We start from the raw sequence: 25,703 nt of genomic DNA, 5'->3' as shown, positions 1-25,703 counted from the left end.
AAAAGCTAAATGTCATTTCGAAATGAGCCTTTTTAGGCGATTGAGAAATCTCATAAAACTTAAAAACCTTTCCATTAATTTGGGAAGGTTTTTTATTTGGGCGTTTTAACAGGCTATCCACTATATCTTTTTTCTGAAAAAGAAAAAAGGATGTCGTTTCTATCCTTAACGCGAGTTAGATAGTTTTAATTTTTTTTCTTACTTTTAATCAAAAAAAAGTTTATGAAAAAGAAATCTTCAAGTACGAAAGATGTTTTATTAGAACATTCAAGGGCAAAAGTTGAACTATTAAAAACTTATTTATCAACTTATCTCAATATAATATCAAGAGTTGATTATTATGAGGGTATTTATATTTATGATTTATTTTGTGGTGAAGGAAAGTACGATGATGACAATGAGGGAAGTCCTTTAGTAATTTTGAGAACAATAAAAAGTCATTATTTTTCAAATAAAAACTCTTGTCCTGATATAGATGTTATATTAAATGATAATGGCAATTCTGATATTGAAGTTGATAAGTTAAAAATTGAAAGAGTTAAATCTTTATCAGAGGAAATATTTACACCAAACAATGTAAATATTCACTTTTCAAATGAAAATTATTTAAATATTGGACCATTAGTTCTTAAAAATATAAAGAATTATAAAAGACATAAACATTTAATATTCATAGATCCACATGGTTATAAGGAAATTAGTATTAATCAAATTACAGCACTTTTAAGTTTAGGAAATGCAGAAGTAATTCTTTTTCTACCATTGTTTGATATGTATAGGTTTGCAAGAAAGAGTTATGATAAAGAGTTTAAAGGAGGAAATGCACTCCGTTCTTTCTTACATGATTCTTTTGATGGAAAAGAAAAAAAATTTAATTCTATTTTTGATTTTACCAATAAACTTAAAGAAGCTTTTATTATAAAAACGAAATGCTTTGTAGATACTTTTTTATTGGAAAAAGAAAAGAGTAATTACTACGGATTGTTTTTCTTTACTCCAAATGCACTAGGTTTTGAAAAAATGTTAGAAGCTAAATGGAAAATAGATACAGAACAAGGAAGGGGTTTTAGCAAAAGAATTGAAAGTCAAAAGTCGCTTTTTGAAAGTAATGTTGAGATTTCAAAATACCCTTATGATTTGGATAAATTTCTCCAAGAAGGAAACAAAACTAATGGGGATATATATATGTTTGGTTTAAAAAAAGGATATTTGCCAAGACATACAAAAGAAGTTTTAAAACCTTTTAGAGATATTGGTAGGTTGCAAGTTCTAAATGAAAATGGTAAAAAAGTACCTGGAAATGGATATTATTTGAAATATGAAAATTATAAAAATCCACCAAAGAAAAAAGTTTTCTATTTATTAAATCAATAATTATGAAAAAAACTAAAATAGAATGGACAGAAGCAACCTGGAATCCTAGCACAGGTTGTACAAAGGTTTCTGCTGGATGTAAAAATTGTTATGCAGAAACAATGTCTTTTAGATTAAAAGCAATGGGAACTCCTGGATATGATAATGGTTTTGAATTTTCGTTAATGCCAGAAAGATTAAATCAACCTTATAAAATAAAAAAACCAACTCGTTTTTTTGTAAATTCTATGAGTGATTTATTTCACGAAGAAATGCCTTACGAATATTTAGATAAAGTTTTCAAGGTTATGGAGCAAACACCAAGACACGAATATCAAATACTTACCAAAAGAGAAGATATTTTAGCAGATTATTTTAAAGATAAGAAATCTCCTAATAATGTTTGGTTAGGAGTAACTGTAGAAAATCAAAAATCTAAAAATAGAATTGATGTTTTAAGAAATATTGATGCAGCTATTCGTTTCCTTTCATTAGAGCCTTTACTAGAAGATTTAGGAGAATTAGATTTATCTAATATCCATTGGGCAATTGTTGGTGGAGAAAGTGGTAACAAGGCAAGACCAATGAAGTCAACTTGGGCCATAAATATAAAAAACCAGTGTCAAAAACAAAATGTAGCTTTTTTCTTTAAACAATGGGGGACTTGGGGTGCAGATAATGTTAGGAGAAGTAAAAAGGCAAATGGAAGGTTGTTACAAGGAGAAGAATGGAATGAATATCCTGAACTTGAAGTTGTCTAACAAATAAAAAAAATAGACTTACTTCTAAATCCACTTTAATTTTCATCAAATTTGTATCAAAATCTTTTAATCAATTACTGTTTGTTTCTTTCATACCTTTGCAGTTATTAAAAATAAAAATCATCTTGAAAAAGAAACAACTTTGGTCCATTTTAGCAGTTATTCTATTAATTGCAGTGTACAGTTATGAGCATTTTTTAGAAATAAAAGAAGAAAAGGTACCTATAGAAAATGGCAAGCTAGTTAAAGAAACTACCAACCAATATTTCTTACCAACAAGTACTACCAATCAAGTTGTGCATCATCAAAACTATTCGCTTTCTTATAGCGAAAAACACGAGCAAGCAGAATGGGTAGCTTATGAGTTAAAAGCAAATCATTTAAGCCGCACAAATTACAAACGCCCTTATTTTGAGATTGATAATGCCGTAAAAACAAAGGCAGCACATTGGCGTAATTATAAAAAATCTGGTTACGACAAAGGGCATTTATGTCCTGCAGCAGACAGGCGTTTTACAAAAACTGCACATGACGAAACTTTTTTAACAAGTAACATCAGTCCTCAAAAACACAGTTTTAATGCAGGTATTTGGAATCGTTTAGAACAAAAAGTACGGTATTGGGCAAAGAAAAATAACGGAGTTTTTGTAGTTACAGGTGGCGTTTTAGAAAATAATTTAAAAACTATTGGTAGCGAAAACGTTGCTGTACCAAATCAGTTTTACAAAATAATATTAGACAACACAAAGGGGAAAATAAAAGTACTGGCTTTTTTAATGCCACACAAAGAATCTCATTTGCCATTGTATAAATTTGTAGTGCCTGTAGATAAAATAGAAGCTTTAACTGGTATAGATTTTTTTGCAGAATTAGATGACCAAATTGAAAACAAACTAGAAGCATCTAACGCTTATAAAAATTGGAGTTTTTAATAGTTTACCAAACTTTATAAGACAAAACAAAATGCAATGAGTAAATTAAAAACAGAAACTTTAGAGGCTAAAATAGTGCTGTTAGAAACTTATTTGCTACAAAAAGAAAGTATAAATTTAAAGATTTCTAAAGTAAATGTAGGTTGGCACATAGACCACAGTCTAAAGGTTATAAATGCAGTTATAAGCACTATGCAAAAATCTAATCCAGATGAGTATGAAGATAATTTTAAGCTTTTAGGTAAGTTATTGTTTGCTTTACAAATTTTTCCAAGAGGAAAAGCTAAAGCTCCAAAACATGTAAAACCGCCAGAAATTATTTTGAATGAAGATTTAATTCATCAATTAGCATTGGCTAAAAAGCAGCTGCAACAAATAGAACTATTAGATAAAAACGCTTTTTTTAAACATCCTTTATTTGGTAATGTAAATAAACAAAGAGTACTAACTTTTTTAAATATACATACAACGCATCATTTAAAAATTATAAAACATATTTTAGTGTAGTATTATGTTTGAAGTTATCAGATGTTGCCAGTAATACATGAAAAAAAATGTATGTCAAATTTTGTACATATATTTGTACTTTATAAAATGTGATATTATGCAAATTACGACAGTTTCTGACTTTAGAAAGGATATTAAAAGGTACTTGGATAGAGTAACAAACAACTTTGAGACTTTAATTATAAACCGAGGAAAAAAATCTGGAATTGTAGTTATGTCATTAGATGAATACAATTCTTTAATAGCTACAAATCACGAACTTTCTTCCCGAAAAAATGAACTAAGATTAGATTCTGCAATTGACAAGTTAAAAAGCGGAACAACTTTCAACAAAGATCTAATCGAAAATTAAAATGAAATATACATTCGTTGACGAATCTTGGGAGGATTATTTGTATTGGCAAAAAACAGACAAGAAAAAATTGAAAAAAATAAATGAACTCCTAAAAGACATCGCTCGAAACCCTTTTGATGGAATTGGTAAACCTGAACCGCTAAAACATAAATATGCAGGATTTTGGTCAAGACGAATTGATAGCGAGCATAGATTGATTTACCAATATAGAGAAGGAGAAATATTAATTGCGAAATGTAAATTTCATTACGACTAAAAAAAGTACTGCTGGCAACACCGTATAAATTTTATTGCTATTAATTGCTTGTTTTTGAAAATTCTCGCACACTTTTAATTCAATAAATATGCAGCAAGTTTACGCTGAATCAACGCAACAAACTTTATATATCAGCGTAAATATTAATTATTAGCAAAAAAAATCTATCATTAAAAAATAATAGATTTTTTTGAGATTAACATTAAAATTAATGCTAGCTTTTCTTTACTTATTTCAGGTCACCTTCATGTTCTAAAACAATTTTTTTATCTCTATATTTAGAACAAGGGTGCACTGTTTTATAAGCTTCTTCTGTTGCAACACGTTTTTTACCTTTTTCTAAAATAATGTCATGGCCAACATTCATAATATTTTTTTGAACTTTGCCAACTTCAGTTTTGCGCTCGTCCATAATAAGTTTTAATTGATGGCTTTTTACGTCCCAAACAGCAAATTTTACACCTTTTGTTTTTAAAGCGGCGGTTTCTATTCGTGTTTTACACATGCCACAAATACCAGCTACTTCCATAGTTATTTTAGCATTTTTTTTCTTTTTTTCTTTTTTAACTTCTTGGGCTTGTGTGGTAAATCCAAGTAAAAATAGACTAAGTACAAATATTATTTTCTTCATTTTTATTGTTTTTAATTAGTTCTTATTTTGTGCTACTAAGTAGCTTATTTTATTTTAAATCGTAAACCTGCATAAATTGCACGTCCAAATATTGGCTGAAACACAATTGTAGTATCAAAATTTGCGCCAAAAGGCTTGTCACTTGCTAAAACAGGATTGTTTTGTTGCACGTTTGTTAAGTTTTCTCCTCCTAAATATACTTCAAATTTGTGAGAAAACAACTTGGTAATTTGTGCATGTAACAAACTAAACCTTGCTGTAGTTTCTGTTAATTGATATTGCACAGGGTTAGTATTCGTATTTGGTAAACGTTGTTCGCCAATATTGTTGTAGGTGGCATCAAATTTCCATTGCGAATTATTTTCTTTGGCTTCCGTTTCATAAGAAAAATTAGCAAAAATTCTATTTCTAGGCTGTATAGGTTTTTGTAAACGTCCGCTTTTATAATCTGTAACAACATTAAAATATTTATAAGCAGTTCTTAAATTAAAACCCTTTGCAATGTTGTAGTTAAACTCTACTTGAAAACTATCTGCATTGCTTTTTCCATCTAAATTATAAAAAGAAATTTCTTGCGGATTTTCCCAATCTACTACAACTTGGTTTGTAAAATCTGTTCTATAAAAATCAAAAGTAAGATCTGCTTTTCTATGAAATAAACTGAATTTTTGCATATAAGAAATTCCATAATTCAATGCAATTTCTGGGTTAAGTCCGTAGATGTTTCCACCAACATCATCAATATTTATTTGTCTAGAACTTGCAAATAATTGTTGATTTTCTGCAAAAATATTGGCACTTCTTTTTCCTCTACCAAAAGATGCTCTAAAAACACCTTTTTGCCAAGGCGCATATCTAAGGTGCAATCTTGGAGTTAAAAAAGTTCCTAATAAATTGTGTGTATCTATTCTTAAACCAGCAGTTAAACTAAAGTTGTCTAAATTATCAAAAGCATATTCAAAAAAAGCACCTAAAGCGTTTTCTTTTCTATTGAAGTTAGTGGTATTTACCAGTTCATCATACTTATCATACGTAAAACTTAAACCTGTTTTAAATTTGTTTCTAGTGTCTCCAATAATAGAGTTAAATATGAGATTAGAATATAAACTTTCATGCTGAATATCATACACATTTTCACCAAAATAAGCATCTTGAAAGTGGTTGCTATAGGCAATTTGTAATCCAAAACTTTGAAAAGGTAATTCTGGAAAAACATAGCCAATTTTTGCAGAGGTTTCAAAACGTTTGGTATCAATTTCGCTTCCCCAGATTTCGTTTCCGTTTAATGTTGAAGTAGGAGTAACGCTATCTGTTTCTGGATTGAAATTTAATTCTCCAGTTTGTTTTTCATCATTTAAAAAGCGAACGTTTATAAAACCAATCCAACCATTTTGGGCATCTGTATATTGCCAGCGATTCATCACGTTAATTTGATTAGCTAAAGGTGCATCCAAAAAATTATCATTATTATTATCAAATTTTTGACCTCTATAATTGCCATGTAAGTATAAACCCGTTTGCCATTTATTTGAAATACGCTCGTTAAAATGGGTATTTAATTCTAACCGTCCCATTTGAGAACCATAGGCGTTTACAAAGAATTTATTGTCCGAAAAAGGTTTTACCAATTCTGCATTTATTTGTCCAGAAATACTCTCAAAACCATTTACAACAGAGCCAGTACCTTTTGTGATTTGTATACTTTCTACCCAAGTGCCTGGTGTAAAAGTTAATCCAAAAGCTTGTGCAGCACCTCTTATAGAAGGTACATTTTCTTGAGTAATTAATAAATATGGGCTTTTTAAACCTAACATTTGTATTTGGCGAGTACCTGTTAATGCATCAGAAAAACTAACATCTATAGATGGGTTTGTTTCAAAACTTTCTGCTAAATTACAGCAAGCAGCCTTTAAAAGTTCATCATTATTTACGGTAAAAGTATTGGCAGTTGCAAATAAAGATTTTTGCACAGCATCTCTTTTTGTTTTAATGGTAATTTCATCGAAATTACTTTCTGGAGTAATAAAATGGTGAATTGGTTCTAAATTAGTTATCGTTAACGTATCTGTTTTATAACCAATATAACTTATTATTAGTTGCTTGTATTCCTTTTTATAAGGAATTGTAAACCAGCCTTTTTTGTTTGTAATTGCGCCAATGTTTGTGTTTAGCCAGTTTACAGTTGCACTTGGTACGCCTAAATTATCTTTAGGATTTTGTTTGTCCATAATCATTCCTTTTAGCTCAGTTTGTGCGTAAAAAAATGTGGATAATAGTAGTAAAAAACTACTTATTATAAATGTTTTCATTGCGTTTAATCTTTATTGAAAAATTTTTGAGTATTGTAGTGTAGCATTTCCCTTATGAATGGAAATAACAATTTCAAAAGAAGTTATAGCTTAAAAACACTATAAACTCTTTTCGATAAAAAGATTAAATTAAAAAAGATTGAAATAAAACTTGATAATCTTTGGGAGTATCAGGAGGAGAAAAATCTTTGTAGTATGTATGTTGTGTAGTTTGTTTTGAAAGTAAAAGTTGGTAAGAAATTAAAAAGGAAGTTAAAAATTGTTGCTTTTTAAAATCAAATTTTAGTTCAGAAGCAGATTGTAATTCATCTTGCCCTTCAATGGTATGTATTTCATCTTTGCAACAACTTTTCTTTTTAGCTGTAGCTTTTTGTTCCATTTCCATGCCACAACCATCTGCATCACCAATAAAAGAAATATCCATTAAAAATGCACCACAATAATGGCTTTTTACCGTAAAAGAAAAGGTAGAGCATAGCACTAAAAAGGCTAAAAAAGTACTCGTTATTTTGTTGAGGTTTTTTTTCATTGCTAGTTGCAAATTTACAATAACTAAATTTAAGTATTTGTTAAATTATTGAAAACCAATTTTATGTATTTCTTTACTATTTTAAAATTTTTGTGTGTTTTTTGAAATAGTGTCTGCTTATTTATTTAACTTTTGAAAATAAAAAGCAGGTAATAAAATTAATAAAAATAAAGGATGTATTATAAATCTACGAATGTAAAACGGCAGTAAATAACCTGTTTCAAATTCGTTTTTTAATAAAAATATAAAAGGTATAATTAACACTATAAATGCCGTTATAAGAAAGAAAGCAGTTAGTTTTAAAAAATCTTTTTTTTCAAAGAATAACCAAATGAGAAGCAGCGTTATACTAGCGTTTATGCTATATCTAAAAAGTAAATTTGTTATTAAACGCCAAATATCTATAGTTGGTAAATTGCTGTATAAATAATCATTTTTAAAGTAGGTAACTAACGGGTCATAAAATAAATCTGCTGCAAAAGCTCTAACTAAAACCAATGCAGAGAAAGCTGCTAAAATGAGTAATATTTTTAGGTATTTGTTCATTTTTTATAATTCGAAAATTTGTTAACCCAAAATACCCAAAGTAAAAATACAGTACCATAAATTATAGCCGGAAAAACTAAATTATGCAAAAACTCTTGTTGATTAGGGTGTTTGTAAATCATTACAGCTAAAAAAGCAATACGTACAATATTTATAAAATAAATAAAGATACTACCTAATATAACATAAATTAAAGTTGCTTTTAAAGTGCCCGAAAAAGCAACAATAAATGCAATAAATAAAATAATAATACTTATTGCATTGCAGCCCTCAATTACTCTAGCTGTGTAACTACTGTCTATAATTAATTTTACAGAAAGTTCTTCTTTGTGCTGAAAAGCACCTGCATCGTAACCAAAAAAGTCTAATAAACTTACAGTTTGATCTGCAACTAAAGTGGTAATTGATGCCGTTTTAAATTTTGGTGTTTTTTCTTGAGAGTTATTTAAGTAGGTTGCGTAAATTGCGAATATTACAAAATAAGTTGCAAAAAACTTTACTAGAAAAATGACTACATTTTTTTGTTTATTCACAATAGAAATTCATTTAAATTTACAATTCTAAACATTTAACACGAATATACAAAAATGAATATAGATAAATTACAGAAAAACATAGATAAAATAATTGCATCAGAGAAATCAAAAGAACAAATATTACAAGCAATTTGTAATTATTTAGAAAGTGAAATTTCTTATTATGATTGGGTAGGTTTTTATTTTAAAAATGGTAACAAAGAAGAATTAAAGCTAGCGCAATATACAGGAGAGGAAACAGAACATACTATTATCCCTTTTGGGAAAGGCATTTGTGGGCAAGTAGCTGTTTCTAATAAGAATTTTGTAGTGCAAGATGTTAGTGAACAAGAAAATTATATTTCATGCGGTTGGAAGGTGAAGTCGGAAATTGTAATTCCTATTTTTGTAAACGGAGAAAATATTGGTCAAATAGATATTGATTCTCATACTGCAAACATTTTTACAGAAAAAGACGAGCAGTTGTTGGAGTATATTTGCACAAAAGTGACAACTATTTTGTAAATACGTGTTTTTTATATATATTTGATAAAATTTTTTTAATATTTATAATTTTTCTATAATCATTTACCCCTAACCAATGAGAAAAGAACAATACACTTCAACAGTTGCAACGCGCAACAAAGAGGCAGATTTTTCAATTAAAAAACCATCATGGACTGCACTCTTTGTTTCCTGGTTTCATAATTTTTTAGAATCTGCAGAATAAGTTTTTACCCCAGACATTTAAATACCCCTTAAAATGAAAAAAACACAACAACATTTTTTAGCAAAGATTTTTAACTTTTCCAAGAAATCGCAAACCAAAAGACAAGCAAGAAATTATGCAGATTTGGTTGAAAACTTTAAGACAAAAGTGCAATTGCAGTAGTTGTTAATTACTTCTATTTTTTGTTACTATCTTTTATTGTCTCAATAAGTTGATTTTATTACTTTTGCGTGCTTAACAACACAACATTAAATGAGCACTTCAAAAACAATAAAGTCCGCACTTATTTCAGTCTTTCACAAAGATGGTTTAGCGCCAATTGTAAAAAAATTAGATGAGCTAAACGTAACTATTTACTCAACTGGAGGAACAGAAAAGTTTATCAAAGAACTTGGTATAAATGTAATTCCTGTAGAAGAGGTAACCTCTTATCCTTCTATTTTAGGAGGTAGAGTTAAAACCTTGCATCCAAAAGTTTTTGGTGGAATATTAAATAGACAAGACCACGAAGGTGATATAGCAGAATTAAAAGAATATGAAATTCCGCAAATAGATTTGGTAATTGTAGATTTGTATCCGTTTGAAAAAACAGTAGCTTCTGGTGCGCCAGAACAAGATATTGTAGAGAAAATAGATATTGGTGGTATTTCGTTAATTAGAGCATCTGCTAAAAACTTTAAAGATACTTTTACGGTTTCTTCTATGGATCAATATAATGAGTTTCTAGAGATATTGTCAGAAAACAACGGAGAAACTTCCATAGAACAAAGAAAACAATTTGCAGCAAAATCTTTTAATGTTTCTTCTCATTATGATACTGCTATTTTTAATTATTTTAATAATAATGAAGAGCCAGTTTTAAAGGTTAGCGAAACAAAAGCGCAAACCTTGCGTTATGGAGAAAATCCACATCAAAAAGGGTATTTCTTTGGAGATTTAGAAGATATTTTTGATAAATTACACGGTAAAGAATTAAGTTACAATAATTTATTAGATGTAGATGCAGCTGTAAATTTAATAGAAGAGTTTAAAGGAGAAGCACCAACATTTGCTATTTTAAAACACAATAATGCATGCGGTTTTGCACAAAGAAGCACTATTAAACAAGCTTATATAGATGCTTTAGCAGGAGATCCTGTTTCTGCTTTTGGAGGTATTTTAATTGCGAATACAGAAATTGATGCGCCAACAGCAGAAGAAATTCATAAATTATTTTGTGAGGTGGTAATTGCACCAAGTTTTTCTGAAGAAGCTCTAACTATTTTAAAAGGTAAAAAGAATAGAATTATTTTAGTACAGAAGCCTGTAGCGTTGCCAACAACAACAATTAGAACTTGTTTAAATGGTAATTTAGTTCAAGATAAAGATAGTATTACAGATCAATTATCTGATTTAAAATATGTTACCAATAAAAAACCTACAGATGCAGAGATAGAAGATTTACTTTTTGCTTCTAAATTATGCAAAAACACCAAATCAAATACAATTATTCTAGTTAAAAATAAACAATTATTGGCAGGTGGTACAGGTCAAACAAGTAGGGTAGATGCTTTAAACCAAGCTATTGAAAAAGCAACTTCTTTTAAATTTGATTTAAAGGGAAGCGTTATGGCAAGTGATGCATTTTTTCCTTTTCCAGACTGTGTAGAAATTGCAGATAAAGCCGGTATTAAAAGTGTTATTCAACCAGGAGGTTCTATAAAAGACCAATTAAGTATAGATTATTGTAATGATAACAGTTTATCTATGGTTATGACAGGTACAAGACATTTTAAACATTAATAATTTGTAACGTGTTTTCTGTTAAATTTATAGTAAATTTGTAATAAGCACGTTATTACAGTATAATAAATATATTTTTATGGGTTTTTTTGATTTTATGACCGAAGACATTGCGATTGATTTAGGGACCGCAAACACGTTAATAATTCACAATGGTAAAGTAGTTATTGATAGTCCTTCAATTGTTGCAAGAAATAGAGTTTCGGGTAAAATTATTGCTATTGGTAAAGAAGCCAATTTAATGCAAGGAAAAACCCATGAAAATATTAAAACAATTCGTCCTTTAAAGGATGGTGTTATTGCAGATTTTCAGGCTTCTGAAGAAATGATTAAGGAGTTTGTAAAGCAAATTCCATCAATTAAGAAAAAATTATTTCCACCAGCACTTAGAATGGTTATTTGTATACCTTCTGGTATTACAGAAGTAGAAAAGCGTGCGGTGCGTGATTCTGCAAAGCATATGAACGCCAAAGAAATTTATCTAATTTATGAGCCTATGGCTGCAGCTATTGGTGTAGGTATAGATATTATGGAGCCAAAAGGTAATATGATAATTGATATTGGTGGAGGAACTACAGAAATTGCAGTAATTGCTTTAGCCGGTATTGTTTGCGATCAATCTGTAAAAGTTGCTGGAGATTTGTTTACCAATGATATTATGTATTATATGCGTACACAGCACAATTTACATGTTGGAGAAACTACTGCTGAAAAAATTAAAATACAAATTGGTGCAGCTACAGAAGATTTAGAAACGCCGCCAGAAGATATGCGAGTTCAAGGTAGAGACTTACTAAGTGGTAAACCTAAGCAGGTGCAAATTTCTTATAGAGAAATTGCAAAAGCTTTAGATAAATCTATTTTAAGAATAGAAGATGCTGTAATGGAAACATTATCTAAAACACCACCAGAATTAGCAGCAGATATCTACAATACAGGTATTTATTTAGCAGGAGGAGGTTCTATGTTAAGAGGTTTAGATAAACGTCTTTCTAGAAAAACAGATTTACCAGTTTATGTAGCAGAAGATCCTTTAAGAGCTGTAGTAAGAGGTACAGGAATTGCTTTAAAAGAATTAGATAAATACAAGAATGTGTTAATGAAATAATTTTTTTAGAACCTCTTTATAATGCAACAAATCATATACTTTTTTCAAAAGTTTAAGTATTTTTTATTTTTTTTGATGTTGCAGTTTATTGCGCTTGCGCTTACTTTTAATAATTTAAACTTTCAAAAGAGCAAGTTTGTAAATTCTGCAAATGCTGTTACAGGAGGTTTTTATAACCAAAGAGCTAATATTGCTGGTTATTTTAATTTAAAGAGTGTAAATAAGGCACTTTTAGAAGAGAATAGATTACTAAGAACACAATTGTTACAAAATAAATTTCATAATCTTTACGTAGATTCTTTGGTGGTTGATTCTTCAAGATATTTACAGAAATACACCTATACTAGTGCAAAAATCATCAACAATAATTACTCAAATCGGTTTAACTTTTTAACGCTTAATAAAGGAGAAAATCACGGATTAGAGAAAGATATGGCTGTAGTTAATGGTAAAGGTATTATTGGTATAACAGATAATACAAGTGCTAATTATACAAGAGTACAGTCTATTTTAAATACAAATAGCAAGCTAAATGCTAGATTAAAAAATAGTAAATACTTTGGTTCCTTATCATGGAACGGAAAAGACTATAATGTGGTTCAGCTAATTGATATACCAAGGCAAGCGCCCATTAAAATCGGAGATACTATAGAGACTGGTGGTAAATCTGCCATTTTTCCTGGCGGTATTTTAATTGGAAAAGTAATTAAAACGAACCTGTCTAAAACTGTAAATAATTCAATAGACATAAAATTATTTAATGATATGAGCAATTTGAATTATGTTTATGTGGTTAAAAATTTACATAAAATTGAAATAGAAACTTTAGAAACTCCTAAAGATGAATAAAACAGTCTATTTTATATTTCTTTTTATAGGTTTGGTTCTTTTACAAGGCTTTATATTTAATAACATTTTGTTTTTAGACTTTATTAATCCTTATTTATATATTGCTTTTATATTTTTATATCCTTTAAGAAAAGAACGATTTCTTTTTTTGATTTTAAGTTTTCTTTTAGGTTTAAGTATCGATTTTTTTTCTGATTCTGGTGGTATACATGCTTTTGCAACATTAACAATAGGGTATTTCAGACTGTTTTTTGTAAAAGTTTTTTTTAAAAAATATGCAACAGATTATGGTTTTTTCAACTTACATAAAGAATCCTTTGGTAAAGTTTTTAATTACGTAGTAACTTTAACAATAATTCATCATTTTATATTATTCTCTTTTGCTAACTTTAGTTTTCAAAATATAGGGCATGTGTTTTTGAATACAATTTGTGCTACTGTTTTTACAGTTATATTATATTTTTTGGCAATTTTTATTTTCACTAAAAAGCAATAACAATAATGCAAAAAGGTCTATTACTTAATAGCTTTATAGCTTTAATGGGTATTTTTTTTATTGGGCGTTTATTTCAACTTCAAGTAATACGTGGAGAAAATTTTGATCCTATTAGAAACGCAGCTGTAAAAGTAAAGTATGATTATCCTGAAAGAGGATATATTTATGATAGAAATGGTACCCTTTTGGTTGCTAATCAATTATCTTATGATGTTATGGTGCAACCTAATCAGGTAAAACCATTAGATACTATAGAGTTTTGTAAACTACTTAAAATTACAAAACAAGATTTTCTAAAGAAGTTTAAAAAAGCAGATAATTATGCACCTTGGTTGCCGTCTGTTTTTTTAAAACAATTAGCCAAAGAAGATTTTGCGTTTTTACAAGAGAAACTTCATAAATATCAGGGCTTTTTTATTCAGAAAAGAATTATTAGAGAATATCCCATAAAATCAGCAGCAAATGTTTTAGGATATATAGGAGAAGTAAATGAGGCTTTAGCAAAAACAGATGAATATTACCAACCAGGAGAATTAATAGGTAAAGAAGGCATAGAAAAACAATATGAAGAATATTTGAGGGGCAGAAAAGGTAAGAAATTATTTAAAAGAAATAATTTAAATAAAATAACAGGTTCATATCAAAATGGAGCAAAAGATACTTTAGCTGAAAATGGAAAAGATTTAACTTTAACATTAGATATTCATTTACAGCAATATGGTCAGGAATTAATGAAAGGAAAAAGAGGTGGTATTGTAGCTTTAGATCCGGCTACAGGAGAAATTTTAGCTTTGGTAACTGCGCCATCTTATGACCCTAATATGCTAGTTGGTAGAAAAAGATCTAAAAATTCTACAATTTTATTTAATGATAAAATTAGTAAGCCTTCTTATGATAGAGCACTTTTGGCGGCTTACGCTCCTGGATCTCCATTTAAGATGATGAATGGGCTTATTGGTTTGCAAGAGGGTGTTATTAATGTAAATACGGGTTTTTCTTGTAGTGGAGGATTTAGGTATGGAAGTAGAAAAAGGGAGTATATGGGTTGTCATTGTAAGATTTATGGTAGAAAGGTTCGTTTAAATGCTGCCATAGCTAAATCTTGCAATAGTTATTTTTCTAACACATATAAGAGAATCATAGAAAAAGATAATAAACCAACACAAGGTTTAAATAACTGGGCAAAACATGTAAAAAGTTTTGGTTTGGGTAATTATTTAGGGTACGATTTGCCTGCTGGTAGTCCTGGTTTAATACCAACAGGAGATTATTATGATGCGCGTTTAAATTATAGATGGAATGGTTCTTCAACTATTTCTAATGCCATTGGTCAAGGAGAAATTTTAACTACGCCTATTCAGTTAGCTAATTTTACAGCAGCTATTGCAAATAGAGGATACTTTTACACACCACACATTTTAAAAAAAGTGGATAAAAAACCAATTTTAGACAGTATTTATACCGAAAAGAAAATTACAACAATAGCTAAAGAACATTTTAATCCTGTGATAGAGGCAATGCATGAGGTTTTTAAAACAGGAACAGGAAAATATAGTCAAGTAAAAGGCATTGAAATTTGTGGTAAAACAGGAACTTCAGAAAATTTTGCTTTCGTTAACGGAAAACGTGTTCAGTTAGCAGATCATTCTATTTTAGTAGCGTTTGCACCCAAAAAAAATCCTAAAATTGCATTAGCTATTTTTGTGGAGAATGGAGGATATGGTTCTACCATAGCAGCACCAATTACTAGTTTAATGATTGAAAAATATTTAAACGGAGAAATATCTAAGGCTAATAAATACAGAGAAACTAAAATGTTGAATTTAAGTTTGCAGACTGAATATGATAAATTAATACCTAAACCAACAGAAGAAATTGCGTCAGGAACAGAATAATATTTTTGCAAATATAGATTGGGTTTTAGTTATACTATTTACAATTCTGGTTTGTTTTGGTTGGTTAAACATTTATTCGGCCTCTAAAGCAGAAGAAGATTTAGCTCTTTTAAGTTTTGGTACCAAATACGGTAAACAATTAATATTTATAGTACTAACAATACCACTAATAGTATTCGTGCTATTTTTTAATACTAAATTTTATGAGCGTTTTGCAAGTATACTCTATGTGTTATCTTTAATTGGGCTACTTTTATTATTGCCTTTTGGTAAAGAAATAAATGGTGCCAAGTCTTGGTTTAATTTTGGTGCTTTGGGTTTACAGCCTTCAGAATTTGTAAAGGCGTTTACAGCTTTAGCTTTGGCTAAATTGTTAAGTGATAGGCAGTATAATCTTAAATTAGTTAAAAACCAGATTAAAGCATTTATTGTTATTTTTTTACCAGCCTGTTTAATTCTGTTACAGCCAGACGCTGGTTCTGCATTGGCATATGTTGTTTTCTTTTTCGTATTACAAAGAGAAGGTTTAACAAAAGCCTATATGGTGCTAGGTATTGGTAGTTTGATTATATTTATTTTAACCATATTATTTAATACGTATTCAATTTTATATTTCTTATTAGGCATAATTACCTTGTTTACGTTGTATTTTATGTATAAAGAAGGAAAAAGGTTTTTACGGTTTAATTGGTATAAAGTATTAGGCGTTTATGCAGTTATTACTCTTTTTGTTTTAGGAATTGGTGTGGCGTACAATAATGTATTACAGCAACATCATAGAGATCGTTTTGAGGTTTTATTAGGACTTAAAACAGATAATCAAGGTATTGGTTATAATTCGCATCAATCAGAATTAACTATAAGTTCTGGAAGCATTACAGGAAAAGGTTTTTTAAAAGGAGATTTAACACAAGGAGATTTTGTGCCAGAGCAACATACAGATTATATTTTTAGTGTTATTGGAGAAGAATGGGGTTTTATAGGGAGCTCTCTTGTAATAATCTTGTTTATGGCTTTAATGTATCGTATTATTTACTTAGCAGAAACACATACTAATAAATTTGGAAGAATATATGGCTATGGAGTAGCTTCTATTTTGTTTTTTCATGTGGTTATTAATATTGGAATGGTAATTGGTTTGTTACCTACAGTTGGTATTCCTTTACCTTTTTTTAGTTATGGAGGTTCTTCTCTTTGGGGATTTACCATTTTACTATTTATTTTTATAAGATTAGATGCTCATAAAAATTACGATTTTTAAAAAATAAACTAATTTAAATTAGATTAAAATATAGCGCAAAAAAAAACTCTGAATAAAAATTCAGAGTTTTAAATTTTATAAGAAATTAAAATCTTACAAAGCAGCAACATGCTTTGTTAACTTAGACTTTAAATTGGCAGCTTTATTTTTATGAATAATATTATTCTTAGCTAATTTGTCTAATAAAGAAATTACTTTAGTTAAATTAGTTTCAGCTTCTTTTTTATCTTCTGTAGCACGTAAATCTCTTACAGCGTTACGTGTAGTTTTGTGCTGATACTTGTTACGTAATCTTTTAGATTCGTTACTTCTAATTCTCTTTAATGCTGACTTATGATTTGCCATAATTCTTTAATTCGTTTTTATATTTAAAACTTTTGTAGTCCGTACGGGAATCGAACCCGTGTTACATGGATGAAAACCATGCGTCCTAACCCCTAGACGAACGGACCATAACAACTATTGTTATCTAATTGCGGGTGCAAATATACAACGTTTTTTAACTTCTGCAATAATTTTTGAAAAAAAAATCATTTTTTTTTCAAAAAAAATAAAATAGCATGTAAAATCGGTTTTTAACACCCGTAATAAGTTAGTATGCTTTTGCAAATAAAACCCTTTTGGTAGAAGGTTTTCCTGTTAAAACACAAACACCAGCTTCTTCTTTTGCGTTATTAGGAATACATCTTATTGTTGCTTTTGTGTATTCCTTAATTCTATCTTCAGTTTCTTCTGTGCCATCCCAATGAGCAGATACAAAACCACCTTTGTTTTTAATTACTTTTTTAAATTCTTTAAAATCGTTAACTTCAGTAGTATGTTCTGTTCTAAAATCTATTGCTTTTTTAAATAGGTTTTCTTGTATTTCTTCTAGAAGATTACTTACAAAGGCTACAGCATCATCTTGTGCAACTATTTGTTTTTCAAAAGTATCTCTTCTGGCAATTTCCAAGGTACCGTTTTCTAAATCGCGATTACCCATTGCAATTCTTACAGGTACACCTTTTAATTCATATTCTGCAAATTTAGCACCAGGTCTATATGTGTCTCTTGTGTCAAATTTAACAGAAATTCCTTTAGTGCGTAATTCTTTTACAATCTCATTTACTTTAACTGAAATAGCATCTAATTGCTCATCATTTTTATAAATTGGCACAATTACCACTTGTATGGGTGCTAATTTTGGAGGCAATACCAAGCCAGCGTCATCAGAATGTGTCATTATTAAACCGCCAATTAAACGCGTAGAAACGCCCCAAGATGTTGCCCAAACATGCTCTTTTTTTCCTTCTTTAGAAGTAAATTTAACATCAAATGCTTTGGCGAAGTTTTGTCCTAAAAAATGACTTGTACCTGCTTGTAATGCTTTGCCATCTTGCATTAAAGCTTCTATAGTTAATGTGTCTTCTGCACCTGCAAAACGTTCGCTGTCAGATTTAGAACCTTTAATTACTGGCATTGCCATAAATTTTTCGGCAAAAGTTGCATACACTTCTTGCATTTGTTTAGCTTCTGTAATAGCTTCTGCTTTAGTAGCATGTGCAGTGTGGCCTTCTTGCCATAAAAACTCTGCAGTTCTTAAAAATAAACGCGTACGCATTTCCCAACGAACTACATTTGCCCATTGATTGATTAATAGTGGTAAATCTCTGTATGATTGTATCCAACCTTTATAAGTATTCCAAATAATAGCTTCAGATGTTGGTCTAACTACTAACTCTTCTTCTAATTTAGCTTCTGGATCTACTCTTAATTTTCCTTCATTATCAGGGTCGTTTTGTAATCTATAATGCGTAACTACCGCGCATTCTTTTGCAAAACCTTCTGCATTTTTTTCTTCGGCTTCAAATAAACTTTTAGGAACAAATAATGGGAAATATGCGTTTTCGTGGCCAGTTTCTTTAAACATTTTATCTAATTCTGCTTGCATTTTTTCCCAAATGGCAAACCCATAGGGTTTAATTACCATACAACCTCTTACGGCAGAGTTTTCTGCTAAATCTGCTTTTACTACTAGTTCGTTATACCATTTAGAATAATCGTCTGCTCTTTTTGTTAAATGTTTGCTCATAATTAAATGTTTGGCACAAATATTGTTATCTTTAAATTGTAAATTTTGTGAACCTTTATTTGTATTTTTACTAAACGCTACAAAACTACTATAAAAAGGTTAGAGACCAACTAAAGTTTAAATTTTTGTTCTACAAAATTTCATCAATAAAAATGTTTATTTAAAATATAACAGTATGAAAGCATCAATAAAAAACACCAACCTTAACAGACTATTTTTATTTATAGCCGCTAATTTGTTGTTAGTTTCCTGCGGTACCTATCAAAGTGTATATAATGATGATGGTATTTACGGTGATGCTCCTGCAAGACAGCAAGAAACTAGAGTTGTGGTTGTAAATCAAAGTGAAAACAGAGATTATGATAATAATTATTTTACTAGAGAATTAGCGCGTTTAGAGGCGTTAAATGCTAATGAAATTTTTACGGATGTAGATGCATACAACTCACCAGATTCTTTATTTCTAGAAGATGATATCAACTACAATACAAACCCTTCTTGGGGTAATAACTCTAATAACGATGTTGTTATAAATATAAATCCTGTAAACCCGTTTTGGAATAATGGTTTTAACAACTGGGGCTGGAACAATGGCTGGGGCTGGAATAACGGCTTTAATAATTGGGGTTGGAATAACTGGGGATTTCATAACGGATGGGGCTGGAACCAAGGTTTAGGTTGGAATAATTGGGGCTTTAATAACGGTTGGGGCTGGAATAATAGATGGGGTTGGAACCAAGGTTGGGGTTGGAATAATGGTTTTAATAACTTTGGTTGGAACAATAGATATTATAGAAATACAACTTTTGGAAGAAGGTTAGCTTATAATACAAACAGAAGAAATTCTGTAAATTTCAGAAACAATTCAGTTACTTCTAGAAGAGCATCAACTGGTCTTAGAAATTCTAATACCACTAGAAGAGGTTTTAATACAAGAACTTCTCCTTTAGGAAGATCTTCTAGCAACGTTAGAAGAGGCAATACGAATAATTCATCTAATAGAAGTGCACGTAGTACGAATTCTACAAGAAGAAATTCTTCTTCTGCCAGAACGAGTTCATCTACAAGAAGAGGAACGTCTGTAAGAAGTGGTTCATCATCTAGAAGAGGTGCTTCTTCTGCAAGACAAAGTTCTACATCTAGAAGAAGTAATTCTTCTGCTAGAAGCAGCTCTTCTTCAAGAAGAAGTTCTTACACGCCTTCTAGATCTTCATCATCAAGAAGTTCGTCTGTAAGAAGTAGTTCTAGATCATCAAGATCAAGTTCAGGTAGAAGTTCTTCTTCATCTAGAAGAAGAAACTAAAAAAGATATTCATCAGAAATAAAAAAATATGAAAAAAATAATCACTCTAGCTTTGTTATTAGTTGTAACCCTTACATCTTATGCACAAGCTTTAGGTTACCAAGATTTAGCGTTACTTTTCTCTCAAGACGATTTAAATGGAACGGCTAGATTTAAAGCAATGGGAGGCGCATTTGGTGCCTTGGGCGGAGATATTTCTTCAATAAACGTAAATCCTGCTGGTTTAGCGGTTTTTAATAACAGTAGCTTTACGGGTTCTTTTAATGTAAGAAATACAGCTATTAATTCTAATTATTTTGGCACAACCAATAGTAATCAAGATCAGTTTTTTAATCTTTCTCAAGCTGGCGCAGTATTAGTGTTTCGTAGCAACCAAAAATCAGATTGGACCAAGTTTGCCTTTGGTGTAAATTATAGACTTTCAAAAGATTTTAGAGATAGCTTTTTAGTTTCTGGAAATAGTAATGTAGCAACATTTAGAGATTTTCCTGAAGATAGAAATGTGCCTGCTTTAGACTATAATGTAGCTGAAGAACAACGTTTTTTTAATGATTATAATGGAGAAACTACAGAATTTAATTTGGCATTTTCTGCAGTTCATAATAATAAATTACATTTAGGAGCTAGTTTAAATTTTTATGATCTAAACTTTAGTCAACAAGCCACTTTAACAGAGTTTAATAATGATGGTAATGGCAATACATTAGACGCAAGTTTATATCAAGAAAATTTTACAACAGGAACAGGTGTTTCTTTAAACGCAGGTTTTATTTATAAAGCTTCGCAATTTTTTAGATTTGGTTTATCGTATCAAACACCAACTTGGTATTCAGAAGTTATAGAGGAATCTAATATCGTAAATAATGATGGTTTTAATGGTGATGTAGAAATAGCAGTTAGTGAAAGTAATTTGGTTTATGATAATACATCAGGCGGAAACTTTTTTTCTAATAACGCATTTTATAGATTTAGAACACCTAGCAAACTAACAACAAGTACAGCCTTTGTGTTTGGCAAAAATGGTTTGTTAAGTTTAGATTATGTGTATAAAAATTTTAATAACGTACGTTTGTCTGGTCAAGATTTTTCAGAAGAAAATAACTTTTTTCAAAATGAACTAAGAAATACCCATTCTTTTAACGTAGGTGGCGAGTGGCGTTTTGATAGATTAAGTGTAAGAGCTGGTTATAGAACAGAGCAAAGTCCAGATGTGCTGGCTTTAGAGTCTGATAATTTAAGCGAATACTCTTTTGGAGGTGGTTACAATTTTGGTAATTTTAGATTAGATTTTGCGTACTCAAATAACAATAGAACTGCTCCTTATAATTTTTATGCTGGCTTTAATGTAGATGCCGCAAATTTAAATATAGACAATAGAGTTTTTACAGCAACAGTTTCCATAAGCTTGTAAAAGCAATAAGTAACAAGATTTAACTTCTTTAATTTTGGTTTTTTTAATCAAAATTAAAGAAGTTTTTTTATGAAATTAATAACACCGCTTTTTGCCTTTTTTCCCTTAATTTTGCAATTCAATTTTTAGAAGATGTCAAATACAAAAATTACCATACAAGAAACTACAAACGAAACTATTATAAAATTAAATAGCAATACTATTTTAATTAATGGAGGTAGTTATGAGTTTAATAATATAGATGAGGCTAAAAACTCTCCTTTAGCTCAACAATTATTTTATTTACCATTTGTAAAAAAAATCTTTGTAACCGCAAATTTTATTGCCATACAACGTTTTGATATTGTAGAATGGAAAGATGTACAAGAAGAAGTAAAAGAGCAAATAGAAGCCTATTTAAATGATGGTAATGTTGTTGTAAAAGAAGAAAAAGTTTCTAAAAAAGAGCCTATAGAAGTGTATGCAGAAGTTACACCAAACCCTGGGGTAATGAAGTTTGGTACAAATAAAGCATTAACGCAAACAGATGTAGAGTTTAAAAACATAGATGAAGCAAGTCAATCATCACCATTAGCTTTAGCATTATTTAATTTTCCGTTTGTTAAAGAAGTTTTTATTTCTGATAATTATTTGTCTATAACCAAATATGATATGGTAGAATGGAATGAAGTTTACGGAGAAGTAAGAACATTTATTCGCGAATATTTAGCCGAAGGAAAAACCATAATTAAAGAATTGCCTAAAGAAGAATTAGTGGCAGAAGGAGTAAAAGCGCCTGTGCAAGAAAAATTAGAATTAGAAGGTATCTCTGCACAAATTGTAGATATTTTAGACGAATATATTAAGCCAGCAGTTGCAGGAGATGGAGGTAATATTGCCTTTAGATCTTATGATGAGCAAAATAAAGTAGTAAGCGTAATTTTACAAGGCGCTTGCAGTGGTTGCCCATCTTCTACAGCAACTTTAAAAAACGGAATAGAAAACCTTTTAAAAGAAATGTTGCCAGATCAAATTAATGAAGTAGTTGCAATTAATGGATAGTTTCTTTGTACTTTTTTAAAAGAGCAATAAATTATAAACATGGCAAATTGTAAAAAGTAAAACGCCAAAAGCTAAAAAAAATGTCAGCAGAAAAAATAAATCCGTACAAAGATTCTACTTTAGGTAAAAAAGAACAAGTTGCACAAATGTTTGATAATATTTCTGGAAATTATGACGGTTTAAATCGTGTAATTTCTTTAGGAATTGATGTGAAATGGCGTAAGAAAGTAGTAGAAATTGTTGGTAAAAACAATCCGAAGCAAATTTTAGACATTGCAACAGGTACTGGAGATTTAGCACTAATGATGGCGAATTTAAATCCAGATAGAATTGTAGGTTTAGATATTTCTGCTGGCATGCTAGAAGTGGGAAAACAAAAAATTGCAAAGGCAAATCTTTCAAAAAAAATAGAAATGATTGTTGGAGACTCTGAAGCAATGCCTTTTGAAGACAATACTTTTGACGCAATAACGGTCTCTTTTGGTGTTAGAAATTTTGCCAATTTAGCAAAAGGAATAAAAGAAATTGCTAGAGTATTAAAGCCAACAGGTGTTTTGGTAATTTTAGAAACCTCTAACCCTACTAAATTTCCTTTTAAACAAGGTTATAAATTATATACCAATTTATTTTTACCTTTGGTGGGTAAATTATTTTCTAAAGATAAAGTAGCCTATTCTTATTTGTCTGAATCTGCAAACTCTTTTCCTTTTGGTGAAGCTTTCAACAATATTTTACAAAAAAACGGGTTTAGTCATACAGAAGACAATCCTGTAACTTTTGGTGTTGCTACAATTTATACAGCACACAAGTAAACAGCGTAATTAAAAAGAATGAAAAGTAACATAATTTTTGGTTTTTTCCTTTTGATAAGTAGTAGTGTTTTTTCTCAAAGACAACGTGTAGAATATTTGCCAACTGTAGATAATATAAAACTACATTATGGTTTTTATTTAGGAATAAATCAAAACGATTTTAAATTAAACTTAAGAGAAAGTGTAATTCCAAATGCAAATATAACTGTAGAACCAACAGCAGGTTTTAATGTTGGTTTAGTAGCAGATTTGCGTTTGCATAAAAATTTAAATTTGCGTTTAGAACCAGGTTTGGTAAGTAATTCTAAGAGAATTATTTTCAATCATTTAACCAATTCGCCCACGCCACAAGATAGTATTAGAGAAATTGGTTCTACTTATTTACATGTACCACTAGTTTTTAAGTTTAGTACAGATAGGTATAGTAACATTAGACCTTATTTATTAGCCGGTGTTTCTTACGATTATAATTTTTCTAGTAACGAAGAAAATCAAGATGATAACTCTGCAGGACAATTTAGAATGCAAACCCATAATTTTATGTATGAAGTTGGTATTGGTGTAGATTTTTATTTGTATTTCTTTAAGTTCTCGCCATCTTTAAGAGGAGTTTTTGCCATAAATAACGAAATAAAATATGACGATGACCCAAATAGCAGATGGACAGCACCTGTTAATTTTATGGGAACAAGAGGTGTGTTTTTAAATTTTGCTTTCGAGAATTAACTAAACTTAATGCACCTTCTTAAAAGTTGGGAATACAATTGATAAATTAAAAATCTATGAGGTTTAACACGTTAAAACAAACCAATGTTTTTATTGTATTTTGTATTTTCTTTTTAAGTTGCACAAACAAACAGCAAACTACCTTTAAATTAAAAGAGGGAGATTTATTGTTTCAAAATACAGGAAACGGAAAAATAGATAACGCAATTAAAAACGTAACGGCTACCAATTTAGCTAAAAACTATTCGCATGTTGGTATTGCAACCCAAGAAGGTAAAGAATGGTATATTGTGGAAGCAATTCCTAAAAAAGGAGTTTGTAAAACACCATTGTTAGATTTTCTAAATAGAAATAAAAATGAAGTAGACAAGTCTAAAACTACTGTAGCCAGATTAGATGATTATTATATTCCTTATATTTCTAGAGCAATTGCTTACGGATTAGAAAAAATAAACCAACCTTACGATGCCGTTTTTTTATGGAATGATGACGCTTATTATTGTTCTGAATTGGTTTACAAGATGTTTGCGTCTCAACCAGAATTACCTAAAGAAAAGATACCATTTCTTACTCATTTAATGACGTTTAAAGATAACAGTGGAAAAACGATGAGCAATTGGGTAACTTATTATAAAAAATTAAAAATACCCATACCTGAAGGAATCAAGGGCACAAACCCAAATTTAATGGCAAGTAGTGCTCATATTAAATTTGTACACGATTACGAGAAGGAATAAAAATATTTCATTTTTCTTGATTAAGAAAAACTGCGTTTAAACTCACTCAACAGAATAGCAGTTGCAGTGGCAACATTTAAACTTTCAGTTTTTTGAATTGCGCCAAACCTTGGTATAGAAATCTTATTTGATACTGTTTTTTTTATGTTTTCAGAAACACCATTCGCCTCATTACCCATAACTAAAACTCCTTCTTCTGGTAAATTTGCGGTGTATATATTTTCGCCAACCATATCTGCAATAAAAGTAGGTAATTTAGCGTTTTTTAAATAAGATTCTAAATCTGTGTAAATTACAGAAACTCTAGTTACAGAACCCATAGAAGCTTGCACTACTTTTTGGTTGTAACAATCTACAGTATCTTTAGAGCAAATTAATTGTGTAACCCCAAACCAATCACATAAACGAATAATAGTACCTAAATTCCCAGGATCATTTATAGCATCTAAAGCAATGGTTAACCCCGTATTTTTAATTTCTTTTTGTTTAGGAATTTTAAATAAAGCCAATACTTTATTGGGTGTTTTTAAAGTGCTTATTTTTTTTAATTCCATTTCAGAAACCCAAATTATTTTTTCATCAGAAGTACCATTAAATATAGGTTCTGTGCAAAATAATGTTTCAACAGTAAAGGAAGAAGCTATTAATTCTTCTACTACTTTTACACCTTCTGCAATAAATAATTGATGTTTTTGCCGATACTTTTTTTGCGATAAACTTGTAATAAGTTTAAGCTGATTTTTTGAGATACTCATTAATTGCTTATAAATGAAAATAAACCGGTTAA

The 25,703-nt window shown here is 29.8% G+C and carries 29 protein-coding genes and 1 tRNA gene; 21 read left to right on the top strand and 9 right to left on the bottom strand.

The window, feature by feature from the left end; genetic code table 11:
- Positions 1 to 222: 222 nt before the first annotated feature.
- From tcmP to Q0762_RS02790, 6 genes are all read left to right on the top strand, one after another.
- Complete coding sequence (tcmP, locus tag Q0762_RS02815; protein ID WP_298763355.1) at positions 223 to 1,374, top strand: three-Cys-motif partner protein TcmP; 1,152 nt, start codon at positions 223 to 225, stop codon at positions 1,372 to 1,374.
- A gap of 2 nt (positions 1,375 to 1,376) precedes the next feature.
- Entirely contained in the window at positions 1,377 to 2,114 is a 738-nt protein-coding gene (locus Q0762_RS02810) for a DUF5131 family protein (protein ID WP_298763353.1), read from the top strand.
- Positions 2,115 to 2,239: 125 nt separating this feature from the next.
- Entirely contained in the window at positions 2,240 to 3,046 is an 807-nt protein-coding gene (locus Q0762_RS02805; protein WP_298763352.1) for a DNA/RNA non-specific endonuclease, read from the top strand.
- A gap of 36 nt (positions 3,047 to 3,082) precedes the next feature.
- Complete coding sequence (locus Q0762_RS02800; RefSeq protein WP_298763350.1) at positions 3,083 to 3,553, top strand: DUF1569 domain-containing protein; 471 nt, start codon at positions 3,083 to 3,085, stop codon at positions 3,551 to 3,553.
- A 97-nt stretch (positions 3,554 to 3,650) separates the two neighbouring features.
- Positions 3,651 to 3,905 (top strand): type II toxin-antitoxin system Phd/YefM family antitoxin, encoded by a 255-nt coding sequence (locus Q0762_RS02795; protein WP_298763349.1) that lies wholly within the window; start codon positions 3,651 to 3,653, stop codon positions 3,903 to 3,905.
- Between the two features lies 1 nt (position 3,906).
- Positions 3,907 to 4,164, top strand: a complete 258-nt coding sequence (locus Q0762_RS02790; RefSeq protein WP_298763347.1) for a Txe/YoeB family addiction module toxin — start codon at positions 3,907 to 3,909, stop codon at positions 4,162 to 4,164.
- A 229-nt stretch (positions 4,165 to 4,393) separates the two neighbouring features.
- Here Q0762_RS02790 and Q0762_RS02785 read toward each other — a convergent pair whose 3' ends face one another.
- The 5 genes from Q0762_RS02785 to xrtF form a co-directional block, all read right to left on the bottom strand.
- On the bottom strand, positions 4,394 to 4,795 hold the full coding sequence (locus Q0762_RS02785; protein WP_298763345.1) for a cation transporter: 402 nt from the start codon (positions 4,793 to 4,795) through the stop codon (positions 4,394 to 4,396).
- A 44-nt stretch (positions 4,796 to 4,839) separates the two neighbouring features.
- Positions 4,840 to 7,104, bottom strand: coding sequence for a carboxypeptidase-like regulatory domain-containing protein (locus Q0762_RS02780; RefSeq protein ID WP_298763344.1), 2,265 nt, complete (start codon positions 7,102 to 7,104; stop codon positions 4,840 to 4,842).
- Positions 7,105 to 7,228: 124 nt separating this feature from the next.
- Positions 7,229 to 7,633, bottom strand: coding sequence for a hypothetical protein (locus Q0762_RS02775; RefSeq protein WP_298763342.1), 405 nt, complete (start codon positions 7,631 to 7,633; stop codon positions 7,229 to 7,231).
- Positions 7,634 to 7,750: 117 nt separating this feature from the next.
- A complete protein-coding gene (locus Q0762_RS02770) occupies positions 7,751 to 8,179 on the bottom strand; it encodes an exosortase F system-associated protein (RefSeq protein ID WP_298763341.1) in 429 nt (142 codons plus the stop codon).
- Positions 8,176 to 8,712: an exosortase family protein XrtF gene (gene xrtF / locus Q0762_RS02765; protein ID WP_298763339.1), complete on the bottom strand. Its 537-nt coding sequence runs from the start codon at positions 8,710 to 8,712 to the stop codon at positions 8,176 to 8,178. Before xrtF ends, Q0762_RS02770 begins: the two co-directional genes overlap by 4 nt.
- A 54-nt stretch (positions 8,713 to 8,766) precedes the next feature.
- Here xrtF and Q0762_RS02760 point away from each other — a divergent pair, with 54 nt between their 5' ends.
- From Q0762_RS02760 to rodA, 9 genes are all read left to right on the top strand, one after another.
- Positions 8,767 to 9,219 (top strand): GAF domain-containing protein, encoded by a 453-nt coding sequence (locus Q0762_RS02760; RefSeq protein WP_298763338.1) that lies wholly within the window; start codon positions 8,767 to 8,769, stop codon positions 9,217 to 9,219.
- 76 nt (positions 9,220 to 9,295) lie between these two features.
- A complete protein-coding gene (locus tag Q0762_RS02755; RefSeq protein WP_298763337.1) occupies positions 9,296 to 9,424 on the top strand; it encodes a hypothetical protein in 129 nt (42 codons plus the stop codon).
- A gap of 33 nt (positions 9,425 to 9,457) precedes the next feature.
- Positions 9,458 to 9,586 (top strand): hypothetical protein, encoded by a 129-nt coding sequence (locus tag Q0762_RS02750; protein WP_298763336.1) that lies wholly within the window; start codon positions 9,458 to 9,460, stop codon positions 9,584 to 9,586.
- Between the two features lie 90 nt (positions 9,587 to 9,676).
- Positions 9,677 to 11,206, top strand: a complete 1,530-nt coding sequence (gene purH, locus Q0762_RS02745) for a bifunctional phosphoribosylaminoimidazolecarboxamide formyltransferase/IMP cyclohydrolase (protein WP_298763334.1) — start codon at positions 9,677 to 9,679, stop codon at positions 11,204 to 11,206.
- A gap of 79 nt (positions 11,207 to 11,285) precedes the next feature.
- Positions 11,286 to 12,314, top strand: coding sequence for a rod shape-determining protein (locus Q0762_RS02740; RefSeq protein ID WP_298763333.1), 1,029 nt, complete (start codon positions 11,286 to 11,288; stop codon positions 12,312 to 12,314).
- A gap of 21 nt (positions 12,315 to 12,335) precedes the next feature.
- Entirely contained in the window at positions 12,336 to 13,163 is an 828-nt protein-coding gene (mreC, locus tag Q0762_RS02735; RefSeq protein WP_298763332.1) for a rod shape-determining protein MreC, read from the top strand.
- Positions 13,156 to 13,659: a hypothetical protein gene (locus tag Q0762_RS02730; protein WP_298763331.1), complete on the top strand. Its 504-nt coding sequence runs from the start codon at positions 13,156 to 13,158 to the stop codon at positions 13,657 to 13,659. Before mreC ends, Q0762_RS02730 begins: the two co-directional genes overlap by 8 nt.
- Positions 13,660 to 13,664: 5 nt before the next feature.
- Positions 13,665 to 15,554, top strand: a complete 1,890-nt coding sequence (mrdA, locus tag Q0762_RS02725) for a penicillin-binding protein 2 (RefSeq protein WP_298763330.1) — start codon at positions 13,665 to 13,667, stop codon at positions 15,552 to 15,554.
- The gene (gene rodA / locus Q0762_RS02720) at positions 15,535 to 16,815 is read left to right on the top strand and encodes a rod shape-determining protein RodA (protein ID WP_298763329.1); all 1,281 of its coding nucleotides are present in this window, start codon (positions 15,535 to 15,537) and stop codon (positions 16,813 to 16,815) included. The genes mrdA and rodA overlap by 20 nt, the downstream gene beginning before the upstream one ends.
- Positions 16,816 to 16,908: 93 nt before the next feature.
- Here the strand turns inward: rodA and rpsT are convergent, their stop codons facing one another.
- The 3 genes from rpsT to proS all read right to left on the bottom strand — a co-directional run bounded on the left by rpsT (position 16,909) and on the right by proS (position 18,886).
- Positions 16,909 to 17,160 carry a 30S ribosomal protein S20 gene (gene rpsT / locus Q0762_RS02715; RefSeq protein ID WP_298763328.1) on the bottom strand — a complete coding sequence of 84 codons (252 nt, stop codon included), beginning with the start codon at positions 17,158 to 17,160 and terminating at the stop codon, positions 16,909 to 16,911.
- A gap of 35 nt (positions 17,161 to 17,195) precedes the next feature.
- Positions 17,196 to 17,267: transfer RNA gene (locus Q0762_RS02710), tRNA-Glu, on the bottom strand.
- 140 nt (positions 17,268 to 17,407) lie between these two features.
- Complete coding sequence (gene proS / locus Q0762_RS02705; protein ID WP_298763326.1) at positions 17,408 to 18,886, bottom strand: proline--tRNA ligase; 1,479 nt, start codon at positions 18,884 to 18,886, stop codon at positions 17,408 to 17,410.
- Between the two features lie 175 nt (positions 18,887 to 19,061).
- Here proS and Q0762_RS02700 point away from each other — a divergent pair, with 175 nt between their 5' ends.
- The 6 genes from Q0762_RS02700 to Q0762_RS02675 all read left to right on the top strand — a co-directional run bounded on the left by Q0762_RS02700 (position 19,062) and on the right by Q0762_RS02675 (position 24,916).
- A complete protein-coding gene (locus Q0762_RS02700; protein ID WP_298763325.1) occupies positions 19,062 to 20,189 on the top strand; it encodes a hypothetical protein in 1,128 nt (375 codons plus the stop codon).
- 28 nt (positions 20,190 to 20,217) lie between these two features.
- Positions 20,218 to 21,600 carry a hemin receptor gene (locus Q0762_RS02695; RefSeq protein ID WP_298763324.1) on the top strand — a complete coding sequence of 461 codons (1,383 nt, stop codon included), beginning with the start codon at positions 20,218 to 20,220 and terminating at the stop codon, positions 21,598 to 21,600.
- 132 nt (positions 21,601 to 21,732) lie between these two features.
- The gene (locus Q0762_RS02690; RefSeq protein WP_298763323.1) at positions 21,733 to 22,641 is read left to right on the top strand and encodes a NifU family protein; all 909 of its coding nucleotides are present in this window, start codon (positions 21,733 to 21,735) and stop codon (positions 22,639 to 22,641) included.
- An 80-nt stretch (positions 22,642 to 22,721) separates the two neighbouring features.
- Complete coding sequence (gene ubiE / locus Q0762_RS02685; RefSeq protein ID WP_298763322.1) at positions 22,722 to 23,453, top strand: bifunctional demethylmenaquinone methyltransferase/2-methoxy-6-polyprenyl-1,4-benzoquinol methylase UbiE; 732 nt, start codon at positions 22,722 to 22,724, stop codon at positions 23,451 to 23,453.
- 18 nt (positions 23,454 to 23,471) lie between these two features.
- Complete coding sequence (locus Q0762_RS02680) at positions 23,472 to 24,179, top strand: porin family protein (RefSeq protein WP_298763321.1); 708 nt, start codon at positions 23,472 to 23,474, stop codon at positions 24,177 to 24,179.
- Positions 24,180 to 24,235: 56 nt separating this feature from the next.
- On the top strand, positions 24,236 to 24,916 hold the full coding sequence (locus tag Q0762_RS02675) for a YiiX/YebB-like N1pC/P60 family cysteine hydrolase (RefSeq protein ID WP_298763320.1): 681 nt from the start codon (positions 24,236 to 24,238) through the stop codon (positions 24,914 to 24,916).
- Between the two features lie 20 nt (positions 24,917 to 24,936).
- On the opposite strand, the gene Q0762_RS02670 is transcribed toward Q0762_RS02675, so the two are convergent.
- The gene (locus Q0762_RS02670) at positions 24,937 to 25,671 is read right to left on the bottom strand and encodes an RNA methyltransferase (RefSeq protein WP_298763319.1); all 735 of its coding nucleotides are present in this window, start codon (positions 25,669 to 25,671) and stop codon (positions 24,937 to 24,939) included.
- Between the last annotated feature and the right edge of the window lie 32 nt (positions 25,672 to 25,703).

The sequence above is a fragment of the uncultured Polaribacter sp. genome (assembly GCF_947495205.1).
Classification (GTDB): Bacteria; Bacteroidota; Bacteroidia; order Flavobacteriales; family Flavobacteriaceae; genus Polaribacter.
The sequence above is the reverse complement of the archived record's forward strand: the minus strand, read 5'-3'. Positions and strand labels throughout refer to the sequence as shown.